Here is a 21,044-nt window from a genome sequence, read left to right as displayed (position 1 = left end):
AATATCACCTTGTTCACACTGCCCGCCATCGGAGCATCTCCCTTCATCTCTCCCGAACCTTGTTCGGGTCTGCTGCACTCTCCTGCCCGACAGGGGCATCGCCTAATGTTCTATATTTGTTCTTAATAAAATTCAAGAGCAAAGACGTTGAGGCAGAAGGGAGAGAAGGAGGTGAAAAGAAGGGAGAGGGCGTGAGCGCATACAAAAAGAGCGGCGGTTAGAGCGCCGCTCGGGAAAGGTGCAGTTACTCGGCAGCCTGGAGATAGACCACCTTCGATTGTTCACTCTGAACCTCGCGAAGGGTACGGGCCATGTAGGTCAGCTGCTCGATGGCCTTGTCGAGATCGGCCTTCGTGCTGTTGCTGAGATCGTAAGCTTGGCGGCCGCGATAGAGGCGGTTCACCTGGCTTTCCATATTGACGGCAGCCTCGCGGATACGATGGACGAGATTGTCGGCAATCACGTCTGCATTGGCATCGACAACGCAGAACCCGACATCGCTTGCACGGACCTTAGACATGGGCTGAACCTCTTCTTGTTGTTTCCTTCTCAAGCGCGGTCTTGTCGCGAAGCTCACCGTAAAGGCCGAGACGGCGCGCCAGGGAATGCTTCGTCACCGGCCCGATCCCAGGAAGCGTACTTAAAAAGCGAAGCTTGTCGGAGCTTGCGGTGTAGGTGCGAAAGAGCTGCTCGCGCTCACGCCAGATCTGGTCGATCGCCGCAGCCTTGGTCGGATGACGGAAGCCCACACGCGACGTAGAGCCGAACTCGAGCGCACGCATGCAGCGTTCGAATGTGTGGCGTCCAACGCTTGGCGTCACGCTAGCATGGCAGATCGTGGCAATCACACTTTGGGCAAAGCCCTCCGCCGTCTCGGGCACAGAGCACTCCATGTCGGATGCGTCGCGGTGCGGTGTGGTCCAACCAAAGAGAGATTGCTCATTGTGCCTCAAGCTCGGCATGTCCATCATCGTATGTTCCAGGCTGCTTGCAGCAGTCGAACCAGCTTTGTCCCTGTCCTGCGAATCCGATAAGGCGCTTGCCATGCGGGAGACGGATCTCTCTCTATAGTATAGCGAGCGGAGCGGATGCGTGGACTTGTCGAAAAGAGGCGCGCGCCTGTCTGACCGCGCATGCGCCAACTCTCGTCGAGTTTGCGAAAACCCTCATCCTGCAAGGATTTATCGGAAGAACCTGACTGCAGAGAGATAGGGATTCGCACCTCGTTTCGCAAGGCTTGCGACGTCACAGGTGCAGGATTTCGTGAGGTCTGTTTCACCTGTGGCCAAGCTGAAATTTCGCTGCGCGCAACCTTGAAGGTTTGCGCGAGTTCTGCGCCTGTTTCGACGTTGTAAACGGAAGCTGCGCAGGAGAACGCCTCACTGAACGGTGCCATCGCGCACCAGCTCTTCTCGGCCATGTGCAACGGCCAAGTCCACAGGCCGTCCTCACGACGATGGCCAATGCTCTCGCGCTCGATGAAGTAGCCGGTTGTCTTGTGCTCCAGACCTTCTTGCGTCACGAGCCATTCCTCGTTCTCGAAGATCGGGCGCACGTCCATCATGGTGGTCATACCAGCATCCTTCCAGCAAGGAGCTCGCTTGGCTCCTGGGTGTCACGCGTGAAGCAGTACCGACTTGATACGCGAACAAAGCAAGAACATAATGCGGGACCGTAAGGTGTCAAGCAAAGTTCGTTGTATGGGACTGTAATCTTGGAGTAACCAACATTATCTGGAGGTCTGGATGGCAGGATTGAAGAGATGGTCCGCAATCCGGAGCGAAATAAGGCGAAGAAGTTGCGACGAAATATCGCCATCCTAAACTGAAGCTAGACCATTCATCTGCAGCGGAGCCATTTTCGATGACGAGCCTCACACGCCTGGAACCAGATAGCCTCAGGCGTCTCGAAGACCTGCGCAAAACCTTCGACAAGCTGCGGGCGGAGCGCATCCGTGCGGAAGGCGAGGTCGAGCGTCTCACGCGCGATCTCGAGGAGGCGCAGAAGCTCGCCAAGGCTGAGCTCGGTACTGACGACGAGCTGGAGATCCAAAGCCTCATCGAAGCGGCGACTGCGCAAAACGCCAAGCTGATCGAGGAATTCAGTGCGGCCCTGCGTGAGGTGGAAGTGCGCTTGCAGCAGCTCGGAGGAGAGCGTTGATGGACCGCTCCATCGAGCATGATGTCGCTCGCGCGGATGCCTCTCTCGCGCGGCTCGAGGGACGGCGCGATGCGATTGCCTTGCGCGTTTCCGGGCTGACACGCGAGATCGAGCTCGCGAAGGGGCGCCTTGCGGTCAAGGACGAGGTGGAAGCCTTCATCGAGGCGGTGCATGGCAGCGCCAGCCGCCGCAATCTCGCTGCCTTCGAGACATTGCTGACGGCTCTCGTGCAGGAGGTGTTACCTGGCGAGAAACCTGTGGCGCTGGAATTGTCGACGGAGCGCGGCCTCGCTTCACTCGATATCTGCGTGCGCCGTCCGGATGGCACGCTGGAAGACGTGCTGGAGGACAATGGCGGTGCGCTCACCAATGTGATCGGCATGGCGCTGCGCCTGATTGCTGTCGTGAAGGCGGACGTGGCGCGCTTCCTCGCCCTCGACGAGGCCGATTGCTGGATAGCGCCGGATCGTGTCTCGTCCTTCTACAAGGTTCTGGAGGATGGCGCGGCGCGGCTTGGCGTGCAGTGCTTTGCCGTGTCCCATCACGACCTGTCGCAGTTCTCGGACAAGTTCCACATCGCGCGCATCGTTGGTGAGCCGATCTCCGGCGTCACAGTCCAGTCCGCTGATTGCAGTGTGGCGTGGGACGATACGCAGCCGGGCCTGCGTTTTATTCGTCTCATCAATGTGCAGGCCTATAAGGATGCGATGCTGCCCTTAAGCCCCGGCGTGAATGCGCTGATCGGGCCGAACAATCGCGGCAAGTCCACCTTCATCCGCGCGCTGCGCGCAGTCTTCTATGGCGAAGCCCGCGATAGCCTCGTGCGAGCCGGTGCGAGATCCGCAGCCGTCGAGATCGGCGTCGCAGGAAAGCGCACCTTACGCTTCACACGCCAGCCACGTCGCTCGCCGGTGAATATCTGGTCTCTTCACGAGGCCGACGGCTCCGTGGTGGAGGAGAAGGGGATGCGCTACGAGACTGGAGGGCGCAACGTGCCGGATTGGGTGAGCGATCTCTTCCGCATTACCAAAGTGGAAGATCTCGATGTCCATATCGCGCACCAGAAATTCCCGGTATTTCTGCTTGGTGAAACGGCGTCCCGTCGCTCCGCTGTCCTCTCCATCGGGCAGGAGGCGAGCTACATTCGCGACATGCTCGTGATCCATCGCGAACGCTGCGCGAGAGACAGCGTGACCGTTCGCAATGGTGAGCGGGAGCTGGCTGCGCTGCAGGACACACTTGCGACCTTCGAGGAAATTGGGGTTCTCAAAGATAAGCTTGCTGCCATTCGCGGCCAGGCGCAACAGATCAGAGCCGCTTCCGATCGCCTGCAGAGCTTGCAGGATCATGCTGCGCGGCAGGCAAGTCTCAAACAGCAACTTACGAAGGCACAGGCGCGGGTGGGTGCCATGCGCCTGTTGCAGCAGCCGGAGCAGATGGCCGATCTGACACGCCGTGTCGAGCATGCCCGTGAACGCGAGCGCATTGGTCGTCAGGTTCTACACCTCAGCAAGGAGTTGATATCGGGCAAGGCGCGCTTGGCTGCACTTCAGTCCTTGCCGGATGCGGTACCAGTCCTTGAAAGCACGACACCCGCACAAAACATCCTGAAGCGCATCGCTGATCTTCGCAGCGCCGCTCTCATCGCCAAAAGCCGGATGGCGCAGATCGATGAGGGTATGAAATCCGTGCAAGCCGAGATGGCGCGCTTTGTCGAAGAGACTGGCGGGCTTTGCCCAACCTGCGGCTCTCCGGTGAGCCCGGAAAACCTCTTAGACCATCACGCCCACTCTTCTCACTCTTCGCCGTCGGAGCGGCTGACTGCATGATCTTATCCGGTGATCGTCTCCAGCCTGTTGCCTGTAATGGCCTTCTCGTGATCGGTGACCCGCATGTGGGCTCGCGTCGTCCCGGGCGACGCAAGGATGTCATATGGCCGCAGGCGGTGCTCGGAAAGCTCGAGCGTTGTGTCGCCATTGCCAACGAGCGGGGGCTTGCGCCCGTGATCCTTGGCGATCTCTTCGACAGGCCTGTGGAGCCGGATGAAGCGCTGAAGAATCAGCTCATCCGCATTCTCAAAAGTTTTCGCCATCGCCCACTCGTGAATGTGGGCAATCATGATATCCAGCACATGACACTCACCGACAGCGATACGCTGGCGCTGCTGGGCTTGTGCGATGTGGTCGATGTGGTGGCCGCTTCCGCGCCCGTGGTCGAGTTCCATATCGGTACGCGGCGTCTCGGGGTAGGCATGACGCCTTATGGGCAAGCGATCCCCACTAATGCGTGCGGCTCCTTCACTGGGGTTGATCTCCATGCCTGGTTCACGCATCACGATATCGCTTTCGATGGCGGCTATCCGGGGGCAGTGCCTCCCTTCGCAGTGGAAGGCTGCGACGTGCTTATCAACGGGCACATCCACAAGACGCAGAAGGCGGTCATGGCCGGGCGCACGCGCTGGCTCAATCCCGGCAACATCAACCGTCAATCGGTCGATCTGGCGGATCACGTTCCGCGTGCCTGGATCCTCGATGCAAGTGGTGAGCTTGAGGCGCGGGAACTGCCCCATGAACGCAACGTGTTCGATCTCACGGGGCGCATCGTTGAAGCGGCCGACGGCGGTGTGGTGGCGCGTGAGGTGGAGAGCGCGTTCGTCACACTGCTGCAGGCGGAATCCTCAACGGAACTGAAACGCAGCGGCGACGGTTCCATCGTGCGCGATGAGATCGAAGCAAGGTTTGCTGAAGATAATACGCCCGATGCGGTGCGCGCCATCGTCCGCTCGCTCCTGAGCGAAGCGGTGGAGCGGCACGCTCAGTCCTAGCGCATCGTGCGGAGCCGGAGGTCTGCGTCAGTGAAAAGTGGACGCGGTTTTCCTCTTTCAACGATGCTCTGCTTGAAAGAGGAAGCATCGGATGGGTCCCAAAAGTGCAAGTCCACTTTCGAGGCCGATGCTCTAGAACGAGAAGGGGTCCGTGAAGGGCAGGCGGCGGCGACGCACCTGCGTTTCCGGCAGGATCGGGCGGCTGATGTCGATTGCGATCAAACCCTCGCAGGCGAGCGCCAGAACGGCGGCCACTCCGTCCTGCGTGTTCATGACGGCACCAGCGCAGTCAACGAGGCGCATGGTGCCGACCTCATCGAGTTGGTGAAGGATGCGCACTCGGTCACCGGCCGTCACAGGCGTACGCCTGCAGGCCATGATGAGGCGCACCGTCATGAAGCGCGGCTCCGCGCGGATGCTGGCTGCGGTCTCGATAGAGAAGTGGCGACCGTCTTCCGCAGCGAGGCCGTGGATCGCAGCCGTGCGGAGCGGATGCGTCAGCAGGTCCTCGTCCGTCAGCACATCGACGAGAAAGGATTGGCCGTCCCGCACGATCTCGAAATCGGCAATGTGCTCGATGGTGCAATCCCCAACCCGGAATTCAGCTGGGTCGGCTGGCGCGCGCAGGGACTCGATTTCGGGGTCAAGTTCGCAGATGGTGAGGAAATCGGCAATCAGCGTGTTGCGCGTGAGCGGCGTCGCTGGCCGCTTCTTGGTCCGAGGCGTCCCTTGGCGACGTTCCGAGCGTCGGTCGGACAAGTCGAGGATTGCTGTTGCTGACATCGGGCCTCCTGGATGAATGAGGATCGCGCCAGACGAGGCAATCAGCGCGTTTGCGATAGATCAAATCTTGCTCTTTGAATAAGAACAAATACGGAACAAACGCCCAAAAGTCAAATCAGAAAGAGGTAGGCGGTCCTTCGGAAGCTTTGCCGTGAATGCTCCTCAAATCCATCGTTGGGACAAAATGACGCTGAATATAACCTATTGTAAAATAAAGGATTTGATGTGCTTTGGGCTGCCTCGTCATTGGACCTAAGGGGTGTAATCTGGTATAGAACAAATAACGAACACGCCTGCCTTGGAAGGAGGCTTGGAGAAGAGCGTAAAGGCCGGTTTTTGCGGGCATTATGAGAGATAGGAACGAGATGAATACAGCAGACAAGAAAATCGCCGAGGTGCTTGCAAAATTCGACGAGCCGATGGCCGGCAATGTCTGGCGCGTCCAGGGCACGGCGGTGATCTACCACAAGACGCTGGAGCGCATTGCCGCCCAGGCTAAGATCATCTTCGACGAGCCGAAGATCATTCGCGCCGAGCGCGATGAGGCTGTGATCCAGGTGACCGGACGCATGGGCGAGCGTATCGAATGGTCGATTGGTGAAGCCCTCGTCGGCGTGAATTATCGCGTCTCCGGCAAGCAGGCCGCCTATGTCTACGCCATGGCCGAGAAGCGCGCGAAGGACCGCGTCATTCTCAAACTCATCGAGCTTCACGGCTTCGTCTATTCGGAGGAAGAGGCCGACGAGTTCAAGCAGAGCCGCCCGGGCTATGCGGAGCACGCTGTCGAGGCCGAACGCACCGAGCCTGAGAAGACCAAGGTCGAAGTGACGACTGGCGGCAATGTGGAAGAGGAACTGAAGCAGAAAATCAAGAAGGCGAAGACCATCAATGCTGTGACGGATCTGATGCTGCATGCTGATACCCAGAAGCTGCTCTCCTCTCTGCCGGAGGGCATCCGTGACGAGATCCGCGATTTCGCCAAGGCCCGCCTTGTCGAGCTCGGCTGGCCCACCAAAAAGGCAGCTGCGGCCTAATTTTCTCTCCCCGGCGAGGCGGCATCAGCCGCCTCGTTTTTTATGGGAAGCTCGGTTATGATGACCGTCCTGGCGAAAGACCTTGGAGCCTCGATGAGCATCGGCACGGAACAACCCACTATATCGGAGCGTCGGACGGGGTTGGCTCTCGTCGGTGCCGCCATCCTGTGTCTCATGGCTTCCGGTGGCTTGCTCTGGTGGCATTACGGCGGCGCGATCTTCAACGACATGGTCCTGGCCACATTGGCATGGTGCTTCTGAAGCATGCCTGAGCGCGAGCTCCGCGCATGGCCATGGCTGGTTTTGTTCCATTGAAAGGGTGCGGTGACGAGTTCCCATAACCCTTGCCATGCGGCAATGCTGACAAGCACGTAATAGAGTGGAAGCAGGCCGACCCAGGGAAGAAGCCGCCACAAGCGCCGTCGCTGCAGAGCCACCAAGGCTGGAATGAAGAGCGAGGCCATACCGGAGAAAAACAGCGTCAGGCTTCCAGTTCTCCAAAGCGCATTCCAGGTCGCATCCGTCGACAAAGGTTTCTCCGAAAGCCAAAGGATCACGAAGAGCACTGTGCAGAAGGGATAGATGAGCGCGCTCAGCGCCGTTCCTCCCGTCAGAGCCACAGCAGCATAAAACCGCCAGAAGCCGAGCTGCGACCATCCTTCGGCGGGCTTGCGGGAATGAGAGATGCTGGTTTGCATAAAACCTTTCATCCACCGCGTCCGCTGCCGCATCCAGGCCTTGGGCGTGATGGGTGCTTCCTCGAGGGTCGAGGAGGGGAGGTCGGCAACGCAATAGCCTAGGCGTGCTAGGCGGATCCCGAGATCCGCATCCTCCGTCACGTTCCATGCGTCCCAACCATGAATCTCTCTGAGAATTGTGGTGCGGAAGTGATTGGACGTTCCGCCGAGCGGAATGGGGCTGCCGATCTCCGCAAGGCCCGGATTGAACACATCGAACAAGGCTGCATACTCGATGGTAAAAAGCCGTGTGAGCCAGGAATCGTCCGTGTTGTCGATGGTCAGTCGGGCCTGAAGACAGGCCACATCCCGTGGCATTCGCGCGAAAGTGGAAACAGCCAGGCGCAGTTGCGCCGGATCAGGTATATCCTCTGCATCATAGACAACCGTGAAGTGCCCACGCGCGAGAGGGAGAGCGACATTCAACGCGCGCGGCTTCGTGCGCGGCTCCCCAGACGGGGCGACGATGATTTCGATATTGCCTGGAAGACGAAGGGCCTTGAGTGCCCCTTGAGTATCGTGATCGTCCGCTTCGAGCACGAGTTTGATATCGAGCTTGACCGCCGGGTAATCGAGGCCCTTGAGAGCGGCGATCAAACGGGGGGCAATACGACGCTCCCGATACAGTGCAACGATGATCGTATAGATGGGCAAAGCCGCATCGCTCACATGATGCTGGGGAGCAACTGCTCGGAGCGGATTGCTCAGGAGAGAGGTCGCTAGTCTTAAAACGATAATGCAGAGGAAGAGCGGGCTTAAGATCGAGGCCAGCAGGATCGTCGCAAGGTCCAAAGCTGCAACACCGCAGAAGGATGCGACCAATGCAATCAGGGTTGCTCCTGCAATCTGGACGATGCTAGCGCCTCCGAAGCTGGAGAGGGTCGGCGCCGCATAGGGCAGCTCGAAGGCTGCACGGTGGGCGATCATGCGACTTTGGGTTCTGAAAACCGCCTTCGACAGGAGAGACGGTGCCGTGATGGCAAGCGCATGTGCCGGGCGAAGTCCTTTGAGGAGGCGAGCCAAGGTTTGACCTTTGGGGGCCATCACGAAGCCGCTGCCATTCGTTAATGGCGCAAGTCCCGTCAGGACACTCTCAGGGTAACGGGCGTCCAGCGACAGACGAGGGGCGGAGAGGAAGGGGAGGCGAAGTTCGGTGGCAAGGGCCCGGTAGAATTCCGTCTCCTCGATAAGTCCATGCTTCAATAGCACCTCATCGGCCGAAACGCCGGTCAATTCGGCAATCATGGCTGCATCGCGCAAAGTCTCTGGCGGGTAACCGTGATGGGCCAGAAAGCCGATCCCAACTGGCAGCGCAGTTGACTGTCTGCCTTCCTCCGCTAGACCCTGCCTCATGCGCGATGAACGCTCCTGAGGCGGGTTCGTGGGTGATGCAGAGCAACTGGCAAGAGAGTATCGTCTTCACATGCGTTATATCATAACAACTGTTGCTTGTTTTGTGCGCAAGATCAAGCCGTCCTGGTTGCTGGGGGGCATCCCATTCCTTCCTCTCTTGGTCGGAGCCGCCCATGCCCAAACCGTCATGATCCCGAATTTCTGGGATCCGAAGGCACAGCTCGAACGCCCTGAAATCCCGGCCTCGAGGACAATCCGCTTCCTCGTCGATGACGATTTCCCGCCCCTGCATTTCCCAGGGGTCGATGGCACGCCCACCGGCTTTTCGGTCGAGCTTGCGCGGGCGGCGTGCGAGAGGTTGGGGCTGACCTGCACCATCCAGGTTCGCCGGTTCGATACTTTGCTCAACGCGCTCAGCGAAAAGCAGGGCGATGTGGTGGCTGCCGCCGTTCCGGTCACGTCCGATCTACGCCAACGCTTTGCCGTCACAGCCCCTTACTTCAAGATCCCGGCGCGGCTCGTCACGAAGCCTACTCAGAGCAAGGACACCCCGGCGTTTACGCCCAAGCTACTTGAAGGCAAGACCATCGGTGTTGTCGAGGGCACGGCTCATGAGGCCTTCGCCAAGGCCTTCATGCAGGGTTCCACCCTTAAGCCCTATCCCGAACTGACGGCGGGTGAGGCTGCTCTCAAGGGCGGTGCAGTCGACTATATCTTTGCTGATGGCTTAAGCCTCGCCCTCTGGATCGGCGGCGAGGATGCTGAAAGGTGCTGCGTCTTTGTGGGCGGCCCGTATCTGGAGAGCCGCTTCTTCGGGGAGGGGGTCGGCTTCATCGCGCGAGCCGAGGATGACGCCTTACGCCGCGCCTTGGATTATGCCCTGCAGCAACTCTGGAGAGAGGGCAAATACGCCGAGCTTTATCTCAGGTTCTTCCCCGTCAGCCCTTTCTAAGGCCGGATTTAAGGTCTCTGGGGGCCTCTACCGCATTGACCCTTGAGGGTCTCGTCCTTTGCGCATGGTGCGGAAAAGTGGCCCCGGTTTTCCGCAATCAACGATGCGCTGACTGAGAAAAATGAGCATCAGATGGGTCCCAAAAGTGCATTTCACTTTTGGGTCCGATGCTCTAGTGTGCCGCGCTTCTGGAAGCATTTTTCCGTGAAGCATAGGCCCATGTCTCGAACCCTTTCTCTCGATCCCGCCCTTATTGAAGCCGCTCTGACCGCGACCGCTTGGCCTTTCGAAGAGGCCCGCAAGCTTGTTGAACGGCTCAAACGGACGGGCAAGAAGGAGGCTCTGTTCGAGACCGGCTATGGCCCCTCGGGCTTGCCGCATATCGGCACCTTCGGCGAGGTGGCCCGCACCAGCATGGTGCGCCATGCCTTCCGGATCCTGACGGGCGACACCATCCCGACCCACCTCATTGCCTTCTCGGACGACATGGACGGTTTGCGCAAGGTGCCGGACAACATCCCGAACAAGGAATTGGTGGCAGCCTCCCTCGGCAAGCCACTGACCCAGGTGCCGGACCCGTTCGGCACCCATGAGAGCTTCGCGCACCACAACAACGCGCGCCTTCGCGAATTCCTCGATGCCTTCGGCTTCGATTACGAGTTCAAGTCGGCGACCGAGTGCTACAAGTCGGGCATCTTTGACAAGACGCTGCTCACCGTGCTCGGGCGCTACGATGCGGTGATGGCGATCATGCTGCCCTCGCTGCGCGAGGAGCGCCAGCAATCCTACTCGCCGTTCCTGCCGATCCACCCGAAGACGGGCATCGTGATGCAGGTGGCTATTGAAGAGTGCAAGCTGGACGCCGGCACCATCGTCTGGCGCGATCCTGAAACGGGCGAGCGCTTCGAGACGCCGGTCACGGGCGGACACGCCAAGCTGCAATGGAAGCCCGACTGGGCCATGCGCTGGGTGGCGCTCGGCGTCGATTACGAGATGGCGGGCAAGGACCTCATCGACAGCGTGAAGCTCTCGGGCGAGATCGCCAAGGCGCTCGGCGGTCTGCCTCCGGAGGGCTTCAACTACGAACTCTTCCTTGATGAGAAGGGCCAGAAGATCTCCAAGTCCAAGGGCAACGGCCTCACCATCGACGAGTGGCTCACCTACGGCACGCCCGACAGCCTCGCCCTCTTCATGTTCAACAAGCCGCGCGAAGCGAAGAAGCTCTATTTCGACGTGATCCCGCGCCAAGTGGACGATTACCTTACCTTCCTTGAGAAGTACCCGCAGCAGGATGCCAAGGCGCGCCTGATGAATCCGGTTTGGCATATTCATGCGGGCGAGCCGCCGGCTCCCGAGCTGGTGTCGTCCGGTGGTGCCAACCAGCCTGGCACGACGATTTCTTTCTCGATGCTGCTCAACTTGGTGGCAGTGGCGAACTCGGAAGATCCGGCGGTGCTCTGGGGCTTTATTCGCCGTTATGCGCCGGGCGTTTCGCCCCAGACGCATCCGCGCCTCGACAGTCTCGTGAAGCGCGCGGTGCGCTACTTCGAGGATTTCGTGAAGCCGCAGAAGACATATCGTCTGGCGGACGAGGTCGAGGCTGCTTCCCTGAAGCGTCTGAGCGGCGTGCTGGCCTCGTTCGAAACCGGCGAGCGTCCTGCGACTGCAGAGGCGATCCAGGAAGAGATCTACAATGTCGGCCGCGCCGAGCCGCGCTATCAGGACCTCAAGGCCAAGGGCGCCACGCCTGAGCGTCCGGGTGTGTCCATCGAGTGGTTCAACACAATTTATCAGGTGCTGCTGGGCGAGCCGCGCGGTCCCCGCTTCGGCTCGTTTGTCGCGCTCTATGGCGTGAAGGAAACCCGGGCGCTCATCGCAAGGGCTTTGGCCGGTGACCTCGTGCGTGAGCACGAGGCTTTCCTGAAGTCGCGTGCGGCTTAGAGCATCGGACCCAAAAATGGAATGCACTTTCGGGATTAATTCGATGCGTTATTGAATCCTTACTGACGCGCCCACATGATGCGGGCGATCCAGGCGATCTCCTCAGCGGGGATCGCCTTTTCCTCGCTGTCCTTGGTGAGGGCGGCCAATTCTAAGGTCTTGGCCGAGCGGCGCTTGAGCTCCTGCGCGAAAATCTCTCCCTTCGTGGTGCATACGACCACGCGGTCGCCCTTACGTGGGCTTGCCGTCGGCGAGACGATGAGAACGTCACCATCGCGATAGAGCGGCGCCATGGTGTCGCCCGTCACTTCCAGAGCAAAAACCTTCTCCTGGCCAAAATCGGGGAACTCGATCTCATCCCAACCCGGGCCGCCTGCCGGAAGGCCTTCATCGGTCAGGATCTTGCCGGCGCTGGCCTGCGCCATGCCGATCATGGGGATCATGGAGCGGCGCAAGGAGCCCGAGGGCTCGACGAGGCGCAGGAAATCCTCCAACGTCGCTCCCGTGGCACGTAGGATCTTTGAAATGGATTCCGTCGAGGGCCAGCGCTCCCGACCTTCGGGGCTGACCCGCTTCGACTTGTTGAAACTTGTGGCATCGAGGCCGGCTTTTCGTGCCAGCCCGGATGCGGTCATTCCATGGCGGGTGGCAAGTGCATCGATAGCGGCCCAAACGCGCTCGTGAGATAACATTGTACCGACCTTCGCAAAGGAGCGAAAAATAGCTGAAGGCGAACTTATGCCTAGGAATTAAGGTTGTTCTATGGCTCGTGCAACATGCAAGACTTCTATGGGGCAATATGTCTAGTCAGAGTTGCTCCAGAAGCAGCGACTAGTTATCGGTACTTCATGCACATCATCTACAAAATATGCCCTGAAACCCTCTGGCATGAGGCAAGAAAGGTGAATTCCTTTACGGGAGCACCCATCGATGTACAGGATGGATACCTCCATTTTTCCATGGAAAAACAGGTGAAAGAGACGGCCAACAAACACTTCGCCGGACAAACGGATCTCCTGTTGATCGCTATCGATGCTGATAGGCTTGGTCCAGCTTTACGATATGAGCCGTCGCGGGGAGGTGACCTCTTTCCCCATCTTTATGCGCCGCTTGCCTTGTCTGCCGTCCTGTGGGTAAAGCCGCTGCCACTCGGCCCTGATGGCCGCCACGTTTTTCCGGATCTCGATTCATGATCGGCACGCTTTTCTCCCTCGCGAAACCTGCATTGCACGCGCTCGATGCGGAGACGGCGCACCAGCTGACGATCCGCAGCCTGTCCCTGATGCCGATTACGCCTGCGCCGAGGGACGATGCGCGTTTGGCGGTAGATGTCTTCGGCCGTCGTTTTCCCAATCCCGTGGGGCTTGCTGCCGGCTTCGACAAGCAGTGTGAGGTGCCCGACCAGCTTCTGTCCCTTGGCTTCGGTTTCGTGGAACTCGGTGGCGTCGTGCCCAAGCCTCAAGCTGGTAATCCACGTCCACGTGTCTTCCGGCTCACGCAGGACGAGGCCATCATCAATCGCTTCGGCCTCAACAGCGATGGGTTGGAGATCGCGCGTCAGCGTCTTTCTCGTCGGCGCGGGCGCCCCGGCATTGTCGGCGTGAATATCGGTGCAAACAAGGAAACATCTGATCGTATTGCTGATTACGTCAACTGCATTCAGGGCCTCTGCGGCCTCGTCGACTTTCTCACGGTCAACGTGTCTTCCCCTAACACGCCGGGCTTGCGTGACTTACAGGGAGAGGCATTTCTCGATGATCTGCTCGCCCGCAGCCTCGATGCGCGCAACAAGGCTGATGAGGGGCGTAAGAAAACGACCATCCTGCTGAAGATAGCGCCCGACATCTCACTCGAGACCCTCGATGCCATTGTGGCAACGGCCCTCAAGCGCGGCATCGATGGCCTCACTGTTTCCAACACAACCATCGCTCGGCCCGAGATTTTGAAAGAGAAGGCTCTTGCCAACGAGACCGGCGGTCTCTCCGGAAGGCCGCTCTTCGTGCCGTCGACCAAACTGCTGGCCGAGACGTATCTTCGCATAGAGCGCAAGCTCCCGCTCATTGGTGTCGGCGGCGTCGATTCAGCCGAGGCCGCCTGGGCGAAGATCCGCGCGGGCGCAAGCCTCGTGCAGCTTTACTCCGCGATGGTCTATAAAGGTCCCGGCCTGATTGGCGACATCAAACGCGGATTGCTGCAAAAGATGGAGCGGGAGAGGACATCGCTCGCGCAAGTTATCGGACGAGATGCGGCTGCCATCGCGCAGGGGCAGTTCTAAACACCTCTAGTGAGGCTGGCGAATGTCTTCTTCGCCAGCCGCGGATAAAGCACTGCTTGGCCGATGCCGCGTGTGCTCAGGAAGATGAGCAGCGCGATCCAAAGCGCTGTATTGCCGAGAGTGCCGGCTGCCATCAGGATGGCTGCATAGATGGCGAAGGCGATGACCATGAGATCGCGCATCGCCTTTGTCCAAGTCGCACCCGTATAGATTCCGTCGAAGGCAAAGGCGACAGCGCCGAAGAACGGCGTGAGGGCTGCAAATATCAGATACTCACGCGCATAGACACGCACGTCGGGATTGGTCGATACGAAGTCGACGAACACTCCACCGCCGGTCAGGAAGATTGCTGAAACGGCAAGGCCGAACCCTAGGCTCCAGCCGAGGCTCAAGTGAATGGCGCGGCGGAAGCCACGCTCGTCATGCGCGCCGATGCTCTGGCCGCACAGGGTCTCGGCTGCTGTGGCGAAACCGTCGAGGAAATATCCGCCGATCAGGAACATGTTGTAGAGCACCGCATTCGCGGCAAGCGTCACATCGCCTGAGCGGGCACCGAGCGCGCTGAAGATCGAGAAGGCCAGGATCAATGCCACGTTACGGATCATGATGTCCCGGTTCATGGCGAGCGTCTGCAGGATCGCAGTGCGGTTCAGCACCTCGGTCCAGGTCACGGCAAGCGGATTCGAACCAAGACGGCGCAGCACAAGGATGCCGAGACCCGCGCCCAAAACCTCCGCCATTGCTGTGCCGATGGCGGCGCCTGCGATGCCGAGCTTGAAGATCAGCACGAGGCCTGCTGTCAGCAGAATATTCGCAAGGTTGATGGCGACCTGCAGCAACAGACCGAGATCCGTGCGTCCGCGTCCAAGTGTCGAACCGAGAACGACGTAGTTGGCGAGGGTAAAAGGTGCAGCCCAGATGCGGATGAAGAAGTAGGTGGAGAGAGCCCCCGTCACCGCCTCGCTTGCTCCGGCGGCGTAAAAGGAGAGGGCCCCGATAGGCCATTGCAGCAGGATCAGCAGGAAACCCGTAATTCCGGCCACCAGGAAGGCGCGGGCGAGCGTCAGATCGATCTCATGCTTGTTGCCGGCGCCGGTCGCCTGGGCGGTGAGGCCGGCGGTTGCCATGCGCAGCGAGCCGAAGCTCCAGAACACGAAATCGAAGATCACGGCTCCTAAAGCCACCGCACCCAGGAGTTGGGCTTCACCGAGCCGACCGATGACCGTTGCATCGACGAAACCCAGCAGGGGTGTCGTCACATGCGACAGGGTCATCGGCAGGGCGAGGGCCAGGATGCGCCGGTGAGAAACCTCGGGGCGCTGGGCGTTCAAGGAGCCATGCATGGATCCGTGACCCGATCAGCGCTGGCTGAAAAGACGGGAAATGAGCCAGAGCGGCACCACGATCACCGCGCCATAGACGATCCAGAGGCCAACCTCCTTCACGGTTTCCAGGCTGAGATCCAGAACGGAGCTGATCCAGTTGAACAAACTCTCGATCAGTCCGATGGGTGTGATGTCGAGGAAGGCCATGAAGGCACCGACGAGAAGCGACAGGAAAATGAGCTTGGCGAGCACCGAGCCGGGCGAGCCGCCGAGAAACCGGGTCAGGTTGGACATATCCTCAATCTCGTCTGAAAGCGTAACTGGACGTGCGTATTCGCGTGTGCTTCATCGCAAGGGCTGATGATGAACGCAACCCTGTCGAGCCTCACATGATCGATCCCGCTCTCTTCGACCCCTCCGCAATCAGCGAGGAAATCCGCGCCCAGAATGCGGACATCGTGGCCAAGCTCGCGGCTCTTCCCGACCCCATGTCCGTGCCTCCGGCGCTCGTGCGGGAGCGTCGCCGCCAAGGCCTCGGGCCGTTCCCACTGATGGCTCTAAGCCCCAAGGCCAAGGTGATCGAGATCGATGGACCAGCCGGGCCGATCCCGTTGCGGATCATTGCCCCTGAGAAGCCGCGGGGCGTCTATTTCCACATTCATGGCGGTGGTTGGACCTGGGGCAGCTCGGATGAGCAGGACCCCTGGCTCGACCGTCTGGCGGATCGCTGCGGTCTCGCTGTGGTTTCGGTGGAATACCGCCTTGCCCCCGAGAATCCCTATCCCGCAGGGCCGGACGATTGCGAGGCGGCGGCCCTCTGGGTCATCCGCGAGGCCGAGAGCCGCTTCGGCACCTCTCGCCTCTTCATCGGCGGTGAGTCGGCAGGCGCGCATCTCTCGGCCGTGACCATCCTGCGTCTGCGCGACAGGCATGGCCTCAAGCCTTTCCGGGGCGCGAACCTGTTTGCGGGCTGCTATGACCTCGACCTCAGCCCAAGCGTCCGGCATTGGGGGGCAGAGCGACTGATCCTCAACACGAATGACGTGAAGGTTTTCGCCGACAACTTCGTCGGCCATGTGAGCGACCGGACCAATCCGGATGTCTCGCCCCTTTACGCGGACCTCAAGGGCCTGCCGCCGGCTTTGTTCTCCGTAGGGACGAAGGACATGCTGCTGGATGATACGCTCTTCATGGCCTCCCGCTATACGGCGGCCGGCAATAAGGCGGATCTCGCCATCTGGCCGGGAGGCTGCCACGTGTTCATCCGCTTCGACAGCGCCATGAGCGAGCAGGCGCTGTCGCGGATCGATGCCTTCGTGGAGGCTCTCTAGCGCATCGTGCGAAAAAGCGGACCCGGTTTTCGCTCTGGACGATGCGCTGCTCTAGGCCCTCAGCTAAAAGAAAACCCTCACCCGATGCTCAGATGCGGGTTTTTGATATCAAGAGAATGGAAGCGGCCCTATTCAGCACCAGCCGGGGAGGGGCGCTGGGTCACGCCGATCTTGGATGCCGCGATCACGGCCTGGGTGCGACTGTCGACGCCGAGCTTGTCGAGAATGGCGGAAACGTGGGCTTTCACCGTGGCCTCTGAGACACCGAGCTCGTAGGCGATCTGCTTGTTGAGCAGGCCTTCCGAGAGCATGGTCAGCACGCGAACCTGCTGGGGAGTGAGGGTGCCGAGACGCCGCACGAGATCGGTAGTCTCCACGTCCTCGGCGGCCGAGAGGTCCACATCCGGCGGGGTCCAGGTATCGCCTGCGAGCACGGCCTGGATGGCACCGCCGATATTGTCGATGTCGATGGATTTCGGAATGAAGCCCGAGGCGCCGAAATCCATGGCCCGACGGATCACGTTGGGCTCCTCCGTGGCGGAGACGATCACGACCGGAAGCTCGGGATATTGCGCCCTCAAGGACATGAGCCCCGAGAAGCCCTGCACGCCCGGCATCGTCAGATCGAGGAGGATCAGGTCGACGTCTCGCTCCTGACCGAGCGCGGCATTGAGGTCGTCCATGCCGCTGGCCTCGACGACCCGGGCCTGGGGCATGATGGACGCGACGGCCTGTCTCAGCGCGCCGCGAAACAGCGGGTGGTCATCGGCGATGATGATCGTGGTGTTTTGACCCTGCACTGCTGCCTTCTCCCACGAGAGCTTTTGTGAGCCTTAGCCGCATCTCTCATGAAATAGCAAGGCGGCAATCAAAGGCCACGGCCATTCTACCGGGAAAGATGGGCGGATAATATACGGAAACATACGGGGATGTGGATTATGCTCCGATCAGGTGGAGGACGATATCCCTCCGGTGGGGCCTGTCCCGATGCTCGGCCAGATACAGCCCCTGCCAAGTGCCGAGGGCCATCTGCCCCTCCATGACAGGGATACTGAGCGACACGCCCGAAAGAACCGTGCGGATATGGGCCGGCATGTCGTCCGGGCCTTCCGTTGCGTGAATGTAGCCTGCGTCCCGAGGCGCCAGCCTGTCGAAGGCGACCATCAGGTCGAGGCGCACATCCGGGTCGGCATTCTCCTGGATCAGCAGGGAGGCCGAGGTATGGCGGCAGAAGACCGTCAAAAGTCCATGCAGGATGCCGGTGCCGAACACCCAGCGGGAGACGGCCTCGGTGATCTCCACAAGGCCCTGACCGTCGGTATCGACCTGGAGCCGCCCATTGACCTGCTGGGTCACGCTGCCCTCGGAGAGGGTTTCCACATTCAGCATCGTCAGGCCTCCTGATCCTTCAACGGGTGAATCTCCTTTTCACCCCGCTCAAGAATCTTTTCCAGGGTCTCGATCCGGTCGGCTTCCGCCGCAGGCTTGTCCCAGCGGATGCGGTTGATGCGGGGAAAGCGCATGGCGACGCCGGATTTGTGACGGCTCGAGCGCTGCAGTCCCTCGAAGGCGACTTCCAGCACGAGCCCGCGATCCTTGCCGTATTCCACTTCCCGCACGGGGCCGAAGCGGTTGACCGTGTGGTTGCGGACATAACGATCGAGTTTCACCAACTCCTCGTCGGTAAAGCCGTGATAGGCCTTGCCGACAGGCACCAGCTCCTCGCCGCTGGGCCCGTCGCGCCAGACGCCGAAGGTGTAGTCGGAATAGAAGGACGAGCGTTTTCCGTGCCCGCGCTGGCCATACATCATCACCGCATCGACGAGATAAGGATCGCGCTTCCACTTGTACCAATAACCCTTGGGGCGGCCGGGAAGATAGGGGCTGCTCGCCCGCTTGATCATGCAGCCCTCGATGGCATCCGCATCAGGTCCTGCGCCGACGGAAGCAGGGTCGGCCCGTGCAGCGGCAAGGTCTTCCCAGGTCTCGAACGGCACCATGGGCGAGAGATCGATACGTGGATCATCGATGCGCGCCACGAGCTCTTCGAGACGCTTGCGCCGTTCGACAAAGGGAAGATCACGCAGATCTTCGTCGCCTTCGGTGAGAATGTCATAGACGCGTAAGAGCACCGGAAATTCCGCAATGAGCTTCGGCGTCACGGCTTTGCGGTTGAGGCGCTGCTGCAGCACGTTGAAGCTCTGCACACGGCCTTCGCGCACGATCAGCAATTCGCCGTCAATGGCGCCTTCGAAGGTGAGCGCTTCCACGAGATCGGGAAAGGCGCGCGAGACATCCTCACCCGTACGCGAATAGATGCGCCGCACGGGGCGTCCATGACTGTCGTGACCGGAAACGGCCTGCAGGCGAATCCCGTCCCATTTCCATTCGGCGACAAAGTCGGGCGCCTCGAGCTTCTCGAAATCCTCTTCCTCCAAGGGATGCGAGAGCATCGGCGGGCGAAACGGCGCGGGATTGCCGGATTCAGGCTTGGGACCGTGCCCTTCGACCCAGGCAAAGAGATCATCGTAAGGCGCTTCCAGCCCGTGCCAGATCAGCTCCACTTCATCAGGCTCGATGCCGCCGAGCTGCGCCACTGCCGTTTTCGCCAGCCTTGCCGAGACACCCACGCGCAGCTCGCGCGTGATGAGCTTGAGCAAAGCCCAGCGCCCTTTCTCGTCGAGCGCATCGAGCCAGCCTGCGACCTTCGCAGGCAGGTCGCTCTTGCTCGCGGTGGCGAGCGTCTCCACCACTTCCGTGAGCGTGGGCACATGCGGCGGCGGATTGTTGTGGCCGATGGCCGGCGTGCCGCCTGAAACAGGCGCAACGCTCTCGTGTCCCGGCGCAGGCCAGATCAGCGCGACCGTTTCAGCGAGATCGCCGACATAGTGATAGGACATGCGAAACAGCTCAGGATCCGTCCGCTCCTCCACGAGGCCGCGGATCAGGCCGGGTTTGGCCTCCTTGAACATCAGCGCATTCGTCATGGCGGCGAGCGCATAGCCGCGCTCGGGATCGGGCGTATGGCGAAAGTAGTCCATGATGAGCCGCAGCTTCGCATTGCGGCGAGGTTCGTATGCCAGGCGGTCGAGGAGAGCGGCGAAGCGGTTCATGCCCCGCCTCCTGCCGGCGGGGTTTCCTCCACCTCGCCCTCATCGCCATAGCCCAGCATGTGCAGAGGCCGCGCGCGAATGCCATGCGTCGTGCACCAATGAACCAGCGCGTCCTCCTGGCCATGCGTGACCCAGACTTCCCCGGCGCCGGTTTCACGGATCGTGCGGCAGAGATCATCCCAATCGGAATGATCGGAAATCACGAGCGGCAGTTCCACACCCTTCTGCCGGGCGCGCGCCCGCACACGCATCCAGCCGGAGGCGAAGCACGTCACAGGATCGGGAAAGCGACGAGACCAGAGATCCTGGATGGAGGAGGGTGGACAGATGACGATGGCGCCTCCGAGCTTCGAGCGTTCGGAGGCGACGACCTTTGGCGTTTCGCCCAAGGGCACGCCCTCGGACTTGTAGAGCTCCGTCAGGCGCTCCATGGCACCGTGCAGATAGATTGGCCTGTCGTAGCCTTCCTCACGCAGCAGCGCCATGACGCGCTGCGCCTTGCCGAGGGCATAGGCTCCGACGATGTGGGTGCGCTCGGGGAAGAGAGCGAGGGAATCGAGGAGCTTGCGTATTTCGGCCCGTGTATCGGGATGACGGAACACGGGGAGGCCAAAGGTGGCTTCCGTGATGAACACGTCGCAGGGCACGACTTCATAGGGGAGGCAGGTGGGGTCCTCGGCGCGCTTGTAGTCGCCCGAGACCACGACACGGGTGCCGCCCGCCTCGATGGAAATTTGAGCCGAGCCCAGCACATGGCCAGCAGGCGTGAAGCGCACGGTCACGTTGTCAAGCTGCATGCTCTCGCCAAGCGTAGCCTCCTGGGTCGAGCCTGCAAAATCCTCGCCATAGCGCACGCCCATGATGCGCAGGGTCTCCCGCGTCGCCAGGACGGCCCTGTGGCCGGAGCGGGCATGATCGGAATGGCCATGGGTGATGAGCGCCCGCTTCACGGGCCGGACCGGGTCGATATGGAAGTCGCCTAAGGGGCAGTAGAGCCCTTGCGGGGTCTGGGTGAGGATGTCGGTGGAGCGCAACGCCATGAGAGGAATATAGGGTCGGGCAGGGGGATGTCAGGCTCGGGAGCGGAGCTTTGCGTCTCCCATTTGGGCGTCCGATGAAAAGGGCAAGCGTTATCGGCCTCGGGGCTTGAGGGCCTGCGAGGGGAGCATCCGGCGAGGGAGGCGCGGGACGCGTTCGGCTTCGCAGGCCCCGGCGG

21 protein-coding genes are annotated in these 21,044 nt (G+C 60.6%); 9 read left to right on the top strand and 12 right to left on the bottom strand.

Annotation, left to right across the window (positions count from 1 at the left end; genetic code table 11):
- Positions 1-244 precede the first annotated feature (244 nt).
- Genes AA309_RS25885 through AA309_RS32550 form a run of 3 tightly spaced genes read right to left on the bottom strand, consistent with a single transcriptional unit; the run spans position 245 to position 1,573 of the window.
- On the bottom strand, positions 245-520 hold the full coding sequence (locus AA309_RS25885) for a hypothetical protein (protein ID WP_047191901.1): 276 nt from the start codon (positions 518-520) through the stop codon (positions 245-247).
- Positions 513-971: a hypothetical protein gene (locus AA309_RS25880; protein ID WP_047191900.1), complete on the bottom strand. Its 459-nt coding sequence runs from the start codon at positions 969-971 to the stop codon at positions 513-515. The genes AA309_RS25885 and AA309_RS25880 overlap by 8 nt, the downstream gene beginning before the upstream one ends.
- Entirely contained in the window at positions 968-1,573 is a 606-nt protein-coding gene (locus AA309_RS32550; protein ID WP_052955010.1) for a hypothetical protein, read from the bottom strand. Before AA309_RS32550 ends, AA309_RS25880 begins: the two co-directional genes overlap by 4 nt.
- A 290-nt stretch (positions 1,574-1,863) precedes the next feature.
- Between AA309_RS32550 and AA309_RS25870 the strand changes: the two genes are divergently transcribed.
- The 3 genes from AA309_RS25870 to AA309_RS25860 are packed head-to-tail and all read left to right on the top strand — an operon-like array spanning position 1,864 to position 4,984.
- Entirely contained in the window at positions 1,864-2,160 is a 297-nt protein-coding gene (locus AA309_RS25870; RefSeq protein ID WP_047191899.1) for a hypothetical protein, read from the top strand.
- Entirely contained in the window at positions 2,160-3,989 is a 1,830-nt protein-coding gene (locus AA309_RS25865; protein ID WP_047191898.1) for an AAA family ATPase, read from the top strand. Before AA309_RS25870 ends, AA309_RS25865 begins: the two co-directional genes overlap by 1 nt.
- On the top strand, positions 3,986-4,984 hold the full coding sequence (locus AA309_RS25860; protein WP_047191897.1) for a metallophosphoesterase: 999 nt from the start codon (positions 3,986-3,988) through the stop codon (positions 4,982-4,984). The genes AA309_RS25865 and AA309_RS25860 overlap by 4 nt, the downstream gene beginning before the upstream one ends.
- Before the next feature lie 132 nt (positions 4,985-5,116).
- Here the strand turns inward: AA309_RS25860 and AA309_RS25855 are convergent, their stop codons facing one another.
- Entirely contained in the window at positions 5,117-5,767 is a 651-nt protein-coding gene (locus AA309_RS25855; RefSeq protein ID WP_052955008.1) for a hypothetical protein, read from the bottom strand.
- A gap of 365 nt (positions 5,768-6,132) precedes the next feature.
- On the opposite strand from AA309_RS25855, the gene AA309_RS25850 reads away from it, so the two are divergent.
- Positions 6,133-6,801: a hypothetical protein gene (locus AA309_RS25850; RefSeq protein ID WP_047191896.1), complete on the top strand. Its 669-nt coding sequence runs from the start codon at positions 6,133-6,135 to the stop codon at positions 6,799-6,801.
- A gap of 203 nt (positions 6,802-7,004) precedes the next feature.
- Here the strand turns inward: AA309_RS25850 and AA309_RS25845 are convergent, their stop codons facing one another.
- On the bottom strand, positions 7,005-8,891 hold the full coding sequence (locus AA309_RS25845) for a glycosyltransferase (protein ID WP_052955007.1): 1,887 nt from the start codon (positions 8,889-8,891) through the stop codon (positions 7,005-7,007).
- Positions 8,892-8,961: 70 nt separating this feature from the next.
- On the opposite strand from AA309_RS25845, the gene AA309_RS25840 reads away from it, so the two are divergent.
- A complete protein-coding gene (locus tag AA309_RS25840; protein ID WP_084731664.1) occupies positions 8,962-9,843 on the top strand; it encodes a transporter substrate-binding domain-containing protein in 882 nt (293 codons plus the stop codon).
- A gap of 219 nt (positions 9,844-10,062) precedes the next feature.
- Complete coding sequence (locus AA309_RS25835) at positions 10,063-11,784, top strand: lysine--tRNA ligase (protein WP_047191895.1); 1,722 nt, start codon at positions 10,063-10,065, stop codon at positions 11,782-11,784.
- A 59-nt stretch (positions 11,785-11,843) separates the two neighbouring features.
- On the opposite strand, the gene AA309_RS25830 is transcribed toward AA309_RS25835, so the two are convergent.
- Positions 11,844-12,476 carry a S24 family peptidase gene (locus tag AA309_RS25830; RefSeq protein ID WP_047191894.1) on the bottom strand — a complete coding sequence of 211 codons (633 nt, stop codon included), beginning with the start codon at positions 12,474-12,476 and terminating at the stop codon, positions 11,844-11,846.
- A 156-nt stretch (positions 12,477-12,632) separates the two neighbouring features.
- Between AA309_RS25830 and AA309_RS25825 the strand changes: the two genes are divergently transcribed.
- Together AA309_RS25825 and AA309_RS25820 are read left to right on the top strand one after the other, a co-directional pair.
- Positions 12,633-12,977 (top strand): DUF952 domain-containing protein, encoded by a 345-nt coding sequence (locus AA309_RS25825; RefSeq protein WP_047191893.1) that lies wholly within the window; start codon positions 12,633-12,635, stop codon positions 12,975-12,977.
- The gene (locus AA309_RS25820) at positions 12,974-14,059 is read left to right on the top strand and encodes a quinone-dependent dihydroorotate dehydrogenase (protein ID WP_047191892.1); all 1,086 of its coding nucleotides are present in this window, start codon (positions 12,974-12,976) and stop codon (positions 14,057-14,059) included. The genes AA309_RS25825 and AA309_RS25820 overlap by 4 nt, the downstream gene beginning before the upstream one ends.
- On the opposite strand, the gene AA309_RS25815 is transcribed toward AA309_RS25820, so the two are convergent.
- Positions 14,056-15,402: an MATE family efflux transporter gene (locus AA309_RS25815; RefSeq protein WP_047191891.1), complete on the bottom strand. Its 1,347-nt coding sequence runs from the start codon at positions 15,400-15,402 to the stop codon at positions 14,056-14,058. The two genes, AA309_RS25820 and AA309_RS25815, sit on opposite strands and share 4 nt — an antisense overlap.
- Positions 15,403-15,417: 15 nt before the next feature.
- Positions 15,418-15,678 (bottom strand): DUF6460 domain-containing protein, encoded by a 261-nt coding sequence (locus tag AA309_RS25810; protein WP_047191890.1) that lies wholly within the window; start codon positions 15,676-15,678, stop codon positions 15,418-15,420.
- A gap of 95 nt (positions 15,679-15,773) precedes the next feature.
- Between AA309_RS25810 and AA309_RS25805 the strand changes: the two genes are divergently transcribed.
- Entirely contained in the window at positions 15,774-16,715 is a 942-nt protein-coding gene (locus AA309_RS25805) for an alpha/beta hydrolase (protein ID WP_047191902.1), read from the top strand.
- Between the two features lie 128 nt (positions 16,716-16,843).
- Here AA309_RS25805 and AA309_RS25800 read toward each other — a convergent pair whose 3' ends face one another.
- From AA309_RS25800 to AA309_RS25785, 4 genes are all read right to left on the bottom strand, one after another.
- Positions 16,844-17,515 (bottom strand): response regulator, encoded by a 672-nt coding sequence (locus AA309_RS25800; protein ID WP_047191889.1) that lies wholly within the window; start codon positions 17,513-17,515, stop codon positions 16,844-16,846.
- A 136-nt stretch (positions 17,516-17,651) separates the two neighbouring features.
- Positions 17,652-18,104, bottom strand: a complete 453-nt coding sequence (locus AA309_RS25795) for a secondary thiamine-phosphate synthase enzyme YjbQ (RefSeq protein ID WP_047191888.1) — start codon at positions 18,102-18,104, stop codon at positions 17,652-17,654.
- 2 nt (positions 18,105-18,106) lie between these two features.
- Positions 18,107-19,828: a cisplatin damage response ATP-dependent DNA ligase gene (locus AA309_RS25790; RefSeq protein WP_047191887.1), complete on the bottom strand. Its 1,722-nt coding sequence runs from the start codon at positions 19,826-19,828 to the stop codon at positions 18,107-18,109.
- Positions 19,825-20,868 (bottom strand): ligase-associated DNA damage response exonuclease, encoded by a 1,044-nt coding sequence (locus AA309_RS25785; protein ID WP_047191886.1) that lies wholly within the window; start codon positions 20,866-20,868, stop codon positions 19,825-19,827. The genes AA309_RS25790 and AA309_RS25785 overlap by 4 nt, the downstream gene beginning before the upstream one ends.
- Between the last annotated feature and the right edge of the window lie 176 nt (positions 20,869-21,044).

Origin of the sequence: Microvirga vignae (assembly GCF_001017175.1) — a bacterium.
Classification (GTDB): Bacteria; Pseudomonadota; Alphaproteobacteria; order Rhizobiales; family Beijerinckiaceae; genus Microvirga; species Microvirga vignae.
The sequence above is the reverse complement of the archived record's forward strand: the minus strand, read 5'-3'. Positions and strand labels throughout refer to the sequence as shown.

Bases quoted from the DNA above. Each gene is read 5' to 3' on its own strand.
- AA309_RS25885 (WP_047191901.1), bottom strand. From the start codon at position 520: ATGTCTAAGGTCCGTGCAAGCGATGTCGGGTTCTGCGTTGTCGATGCC.
- AA309_RS25880 (WP_047191900.1), bottom strand. From the start codon at position 971: ATGATGGACATGCCGAGCTTGAGGCACAATGAGCAATCTCTCTTTGGT.
- AA309_RS32550 (WP_052955010.1), bottom strand. From the start codon at position 1,573: ATGACCACCATGATGGACGTGCGCCCGATCTTCGAGAACGAGGAATGG.
- AA309_RS25870 (WP_047191899.1), top strand. From the start codon at position 1,864: ATGACGAGCCTCACACGCCTGGAACCAGATAGCCTCAGGCGTCTCGAA.
- AA309_RS25865 (WP_047191898.1), top strand. From the start codon at position 2,160: ATGGACCGCTCCATCGAGCATGATGTCGCTCGCGCGGATGCCTCTCTC.
- AA309_RS25860 (WP_047191897.1), top strand. From the start codon at position 3,986: ATGATCTTATCCGGTGATCGTCTCCAGCCTGTTGCCTGTAATGGCCTT.
- AA309_RS25855 (WP_052955008.1), bottom strand. From the start codon at position 5,767: ATGTCAGCAACAGCAATCCTCGACTTGTCCGACCGACGCTCGGAACGT.
- AA309_RS25850 (WP_047191896.1), top strand. From the start codon at position 6,133: ATGAATACAGCAGACAAGAAAATCGCCGAGGTGCTTGCAAAATTCGAC.
- AA309_RS25845 (WP_052955007.1), bottom strand. From the start codon at position 8,891: ATGAGGCAGGGTCTAGCGGAGGAAGGCAGACAGTCAACTGCGCTGCCA.
- AA309_RS25840 (WP_084731664.1), top strand. From the start codon at position 8,962: ATGCGTTATATCATAACAACTGTTGCTTGTTTTGTGCGCAAGATCAAG.
- AA309_RS25835 (WP_047191895.1), top strand. From the start codon at position 10,063: ATGTCTCGAACCCTTTCTCTCGATCCCGCCCTTATTGAAGCCGCTCTG.
- AA309_RS25830 (WP_047191894.1), bottom strand. From the start codon at position 12,476: ATGTTATCTCACGAGCGCGTTTGGGCCGCTATCGATGCACTTGCCACC.
- AA309_RS25825 (WP_047191893.1), top strand. From the start codon at position 12,633: ATGCACATCATCTACAAAATATGCCCTGAAACCCTCTGGCATGAGGCA.
- AA309_RS25820 (WP_047191892.1), top strand. From the start codon at position 12,974: ATGATCGGCACGCTTTTCTCCCTCGCGAAACCTGCATTGCACGCGCTC.
- AA309_RS25815 (WP_047191891.1), bottom strand. From the start codon at position 15,402: ATGCATGGCTCCTTGAACGCCCAGCGCCCCGAGGTTTCTCACCGGCGC.
- AA309_RS25810 (WP_047191890.1), bottom strand. From the start codon at position 15,678: ATGTCCAACCTGACCCGGTTTCTCGGCGGCTCGCCCGGCTCGGTGCTC.
- AA309_RS25805 (WP_047191902.1), top strand. From the start codon at position 15,774: ATGATCGATCCCGCTCTCTTCGACCCCTCCGCAATCAGCGAGGAAATC.
- AA309_RS25795 (WP_047191888.1), bottom strand. From the start codon at position 18,104: ATGCTGAATGTGGAAACCCTCTCCGAGGGCAGCGTGACCCAGCAGGTC.
- AA309_RS25790 (WP_047191887.1), bottom strand. From the start codon at position 19,828: ATGAACCGCTTCGCCGCTCTCCTCGACCGCCTGGCATACGAACCTCGC.
- AA309_RS25785 (WP_047191886.1), bottom strand. From the start codon at position 20,868: ATGGCGTTGCGCTCCACCGACATCCTCACCCAGACCCCGCAAGGGCTC.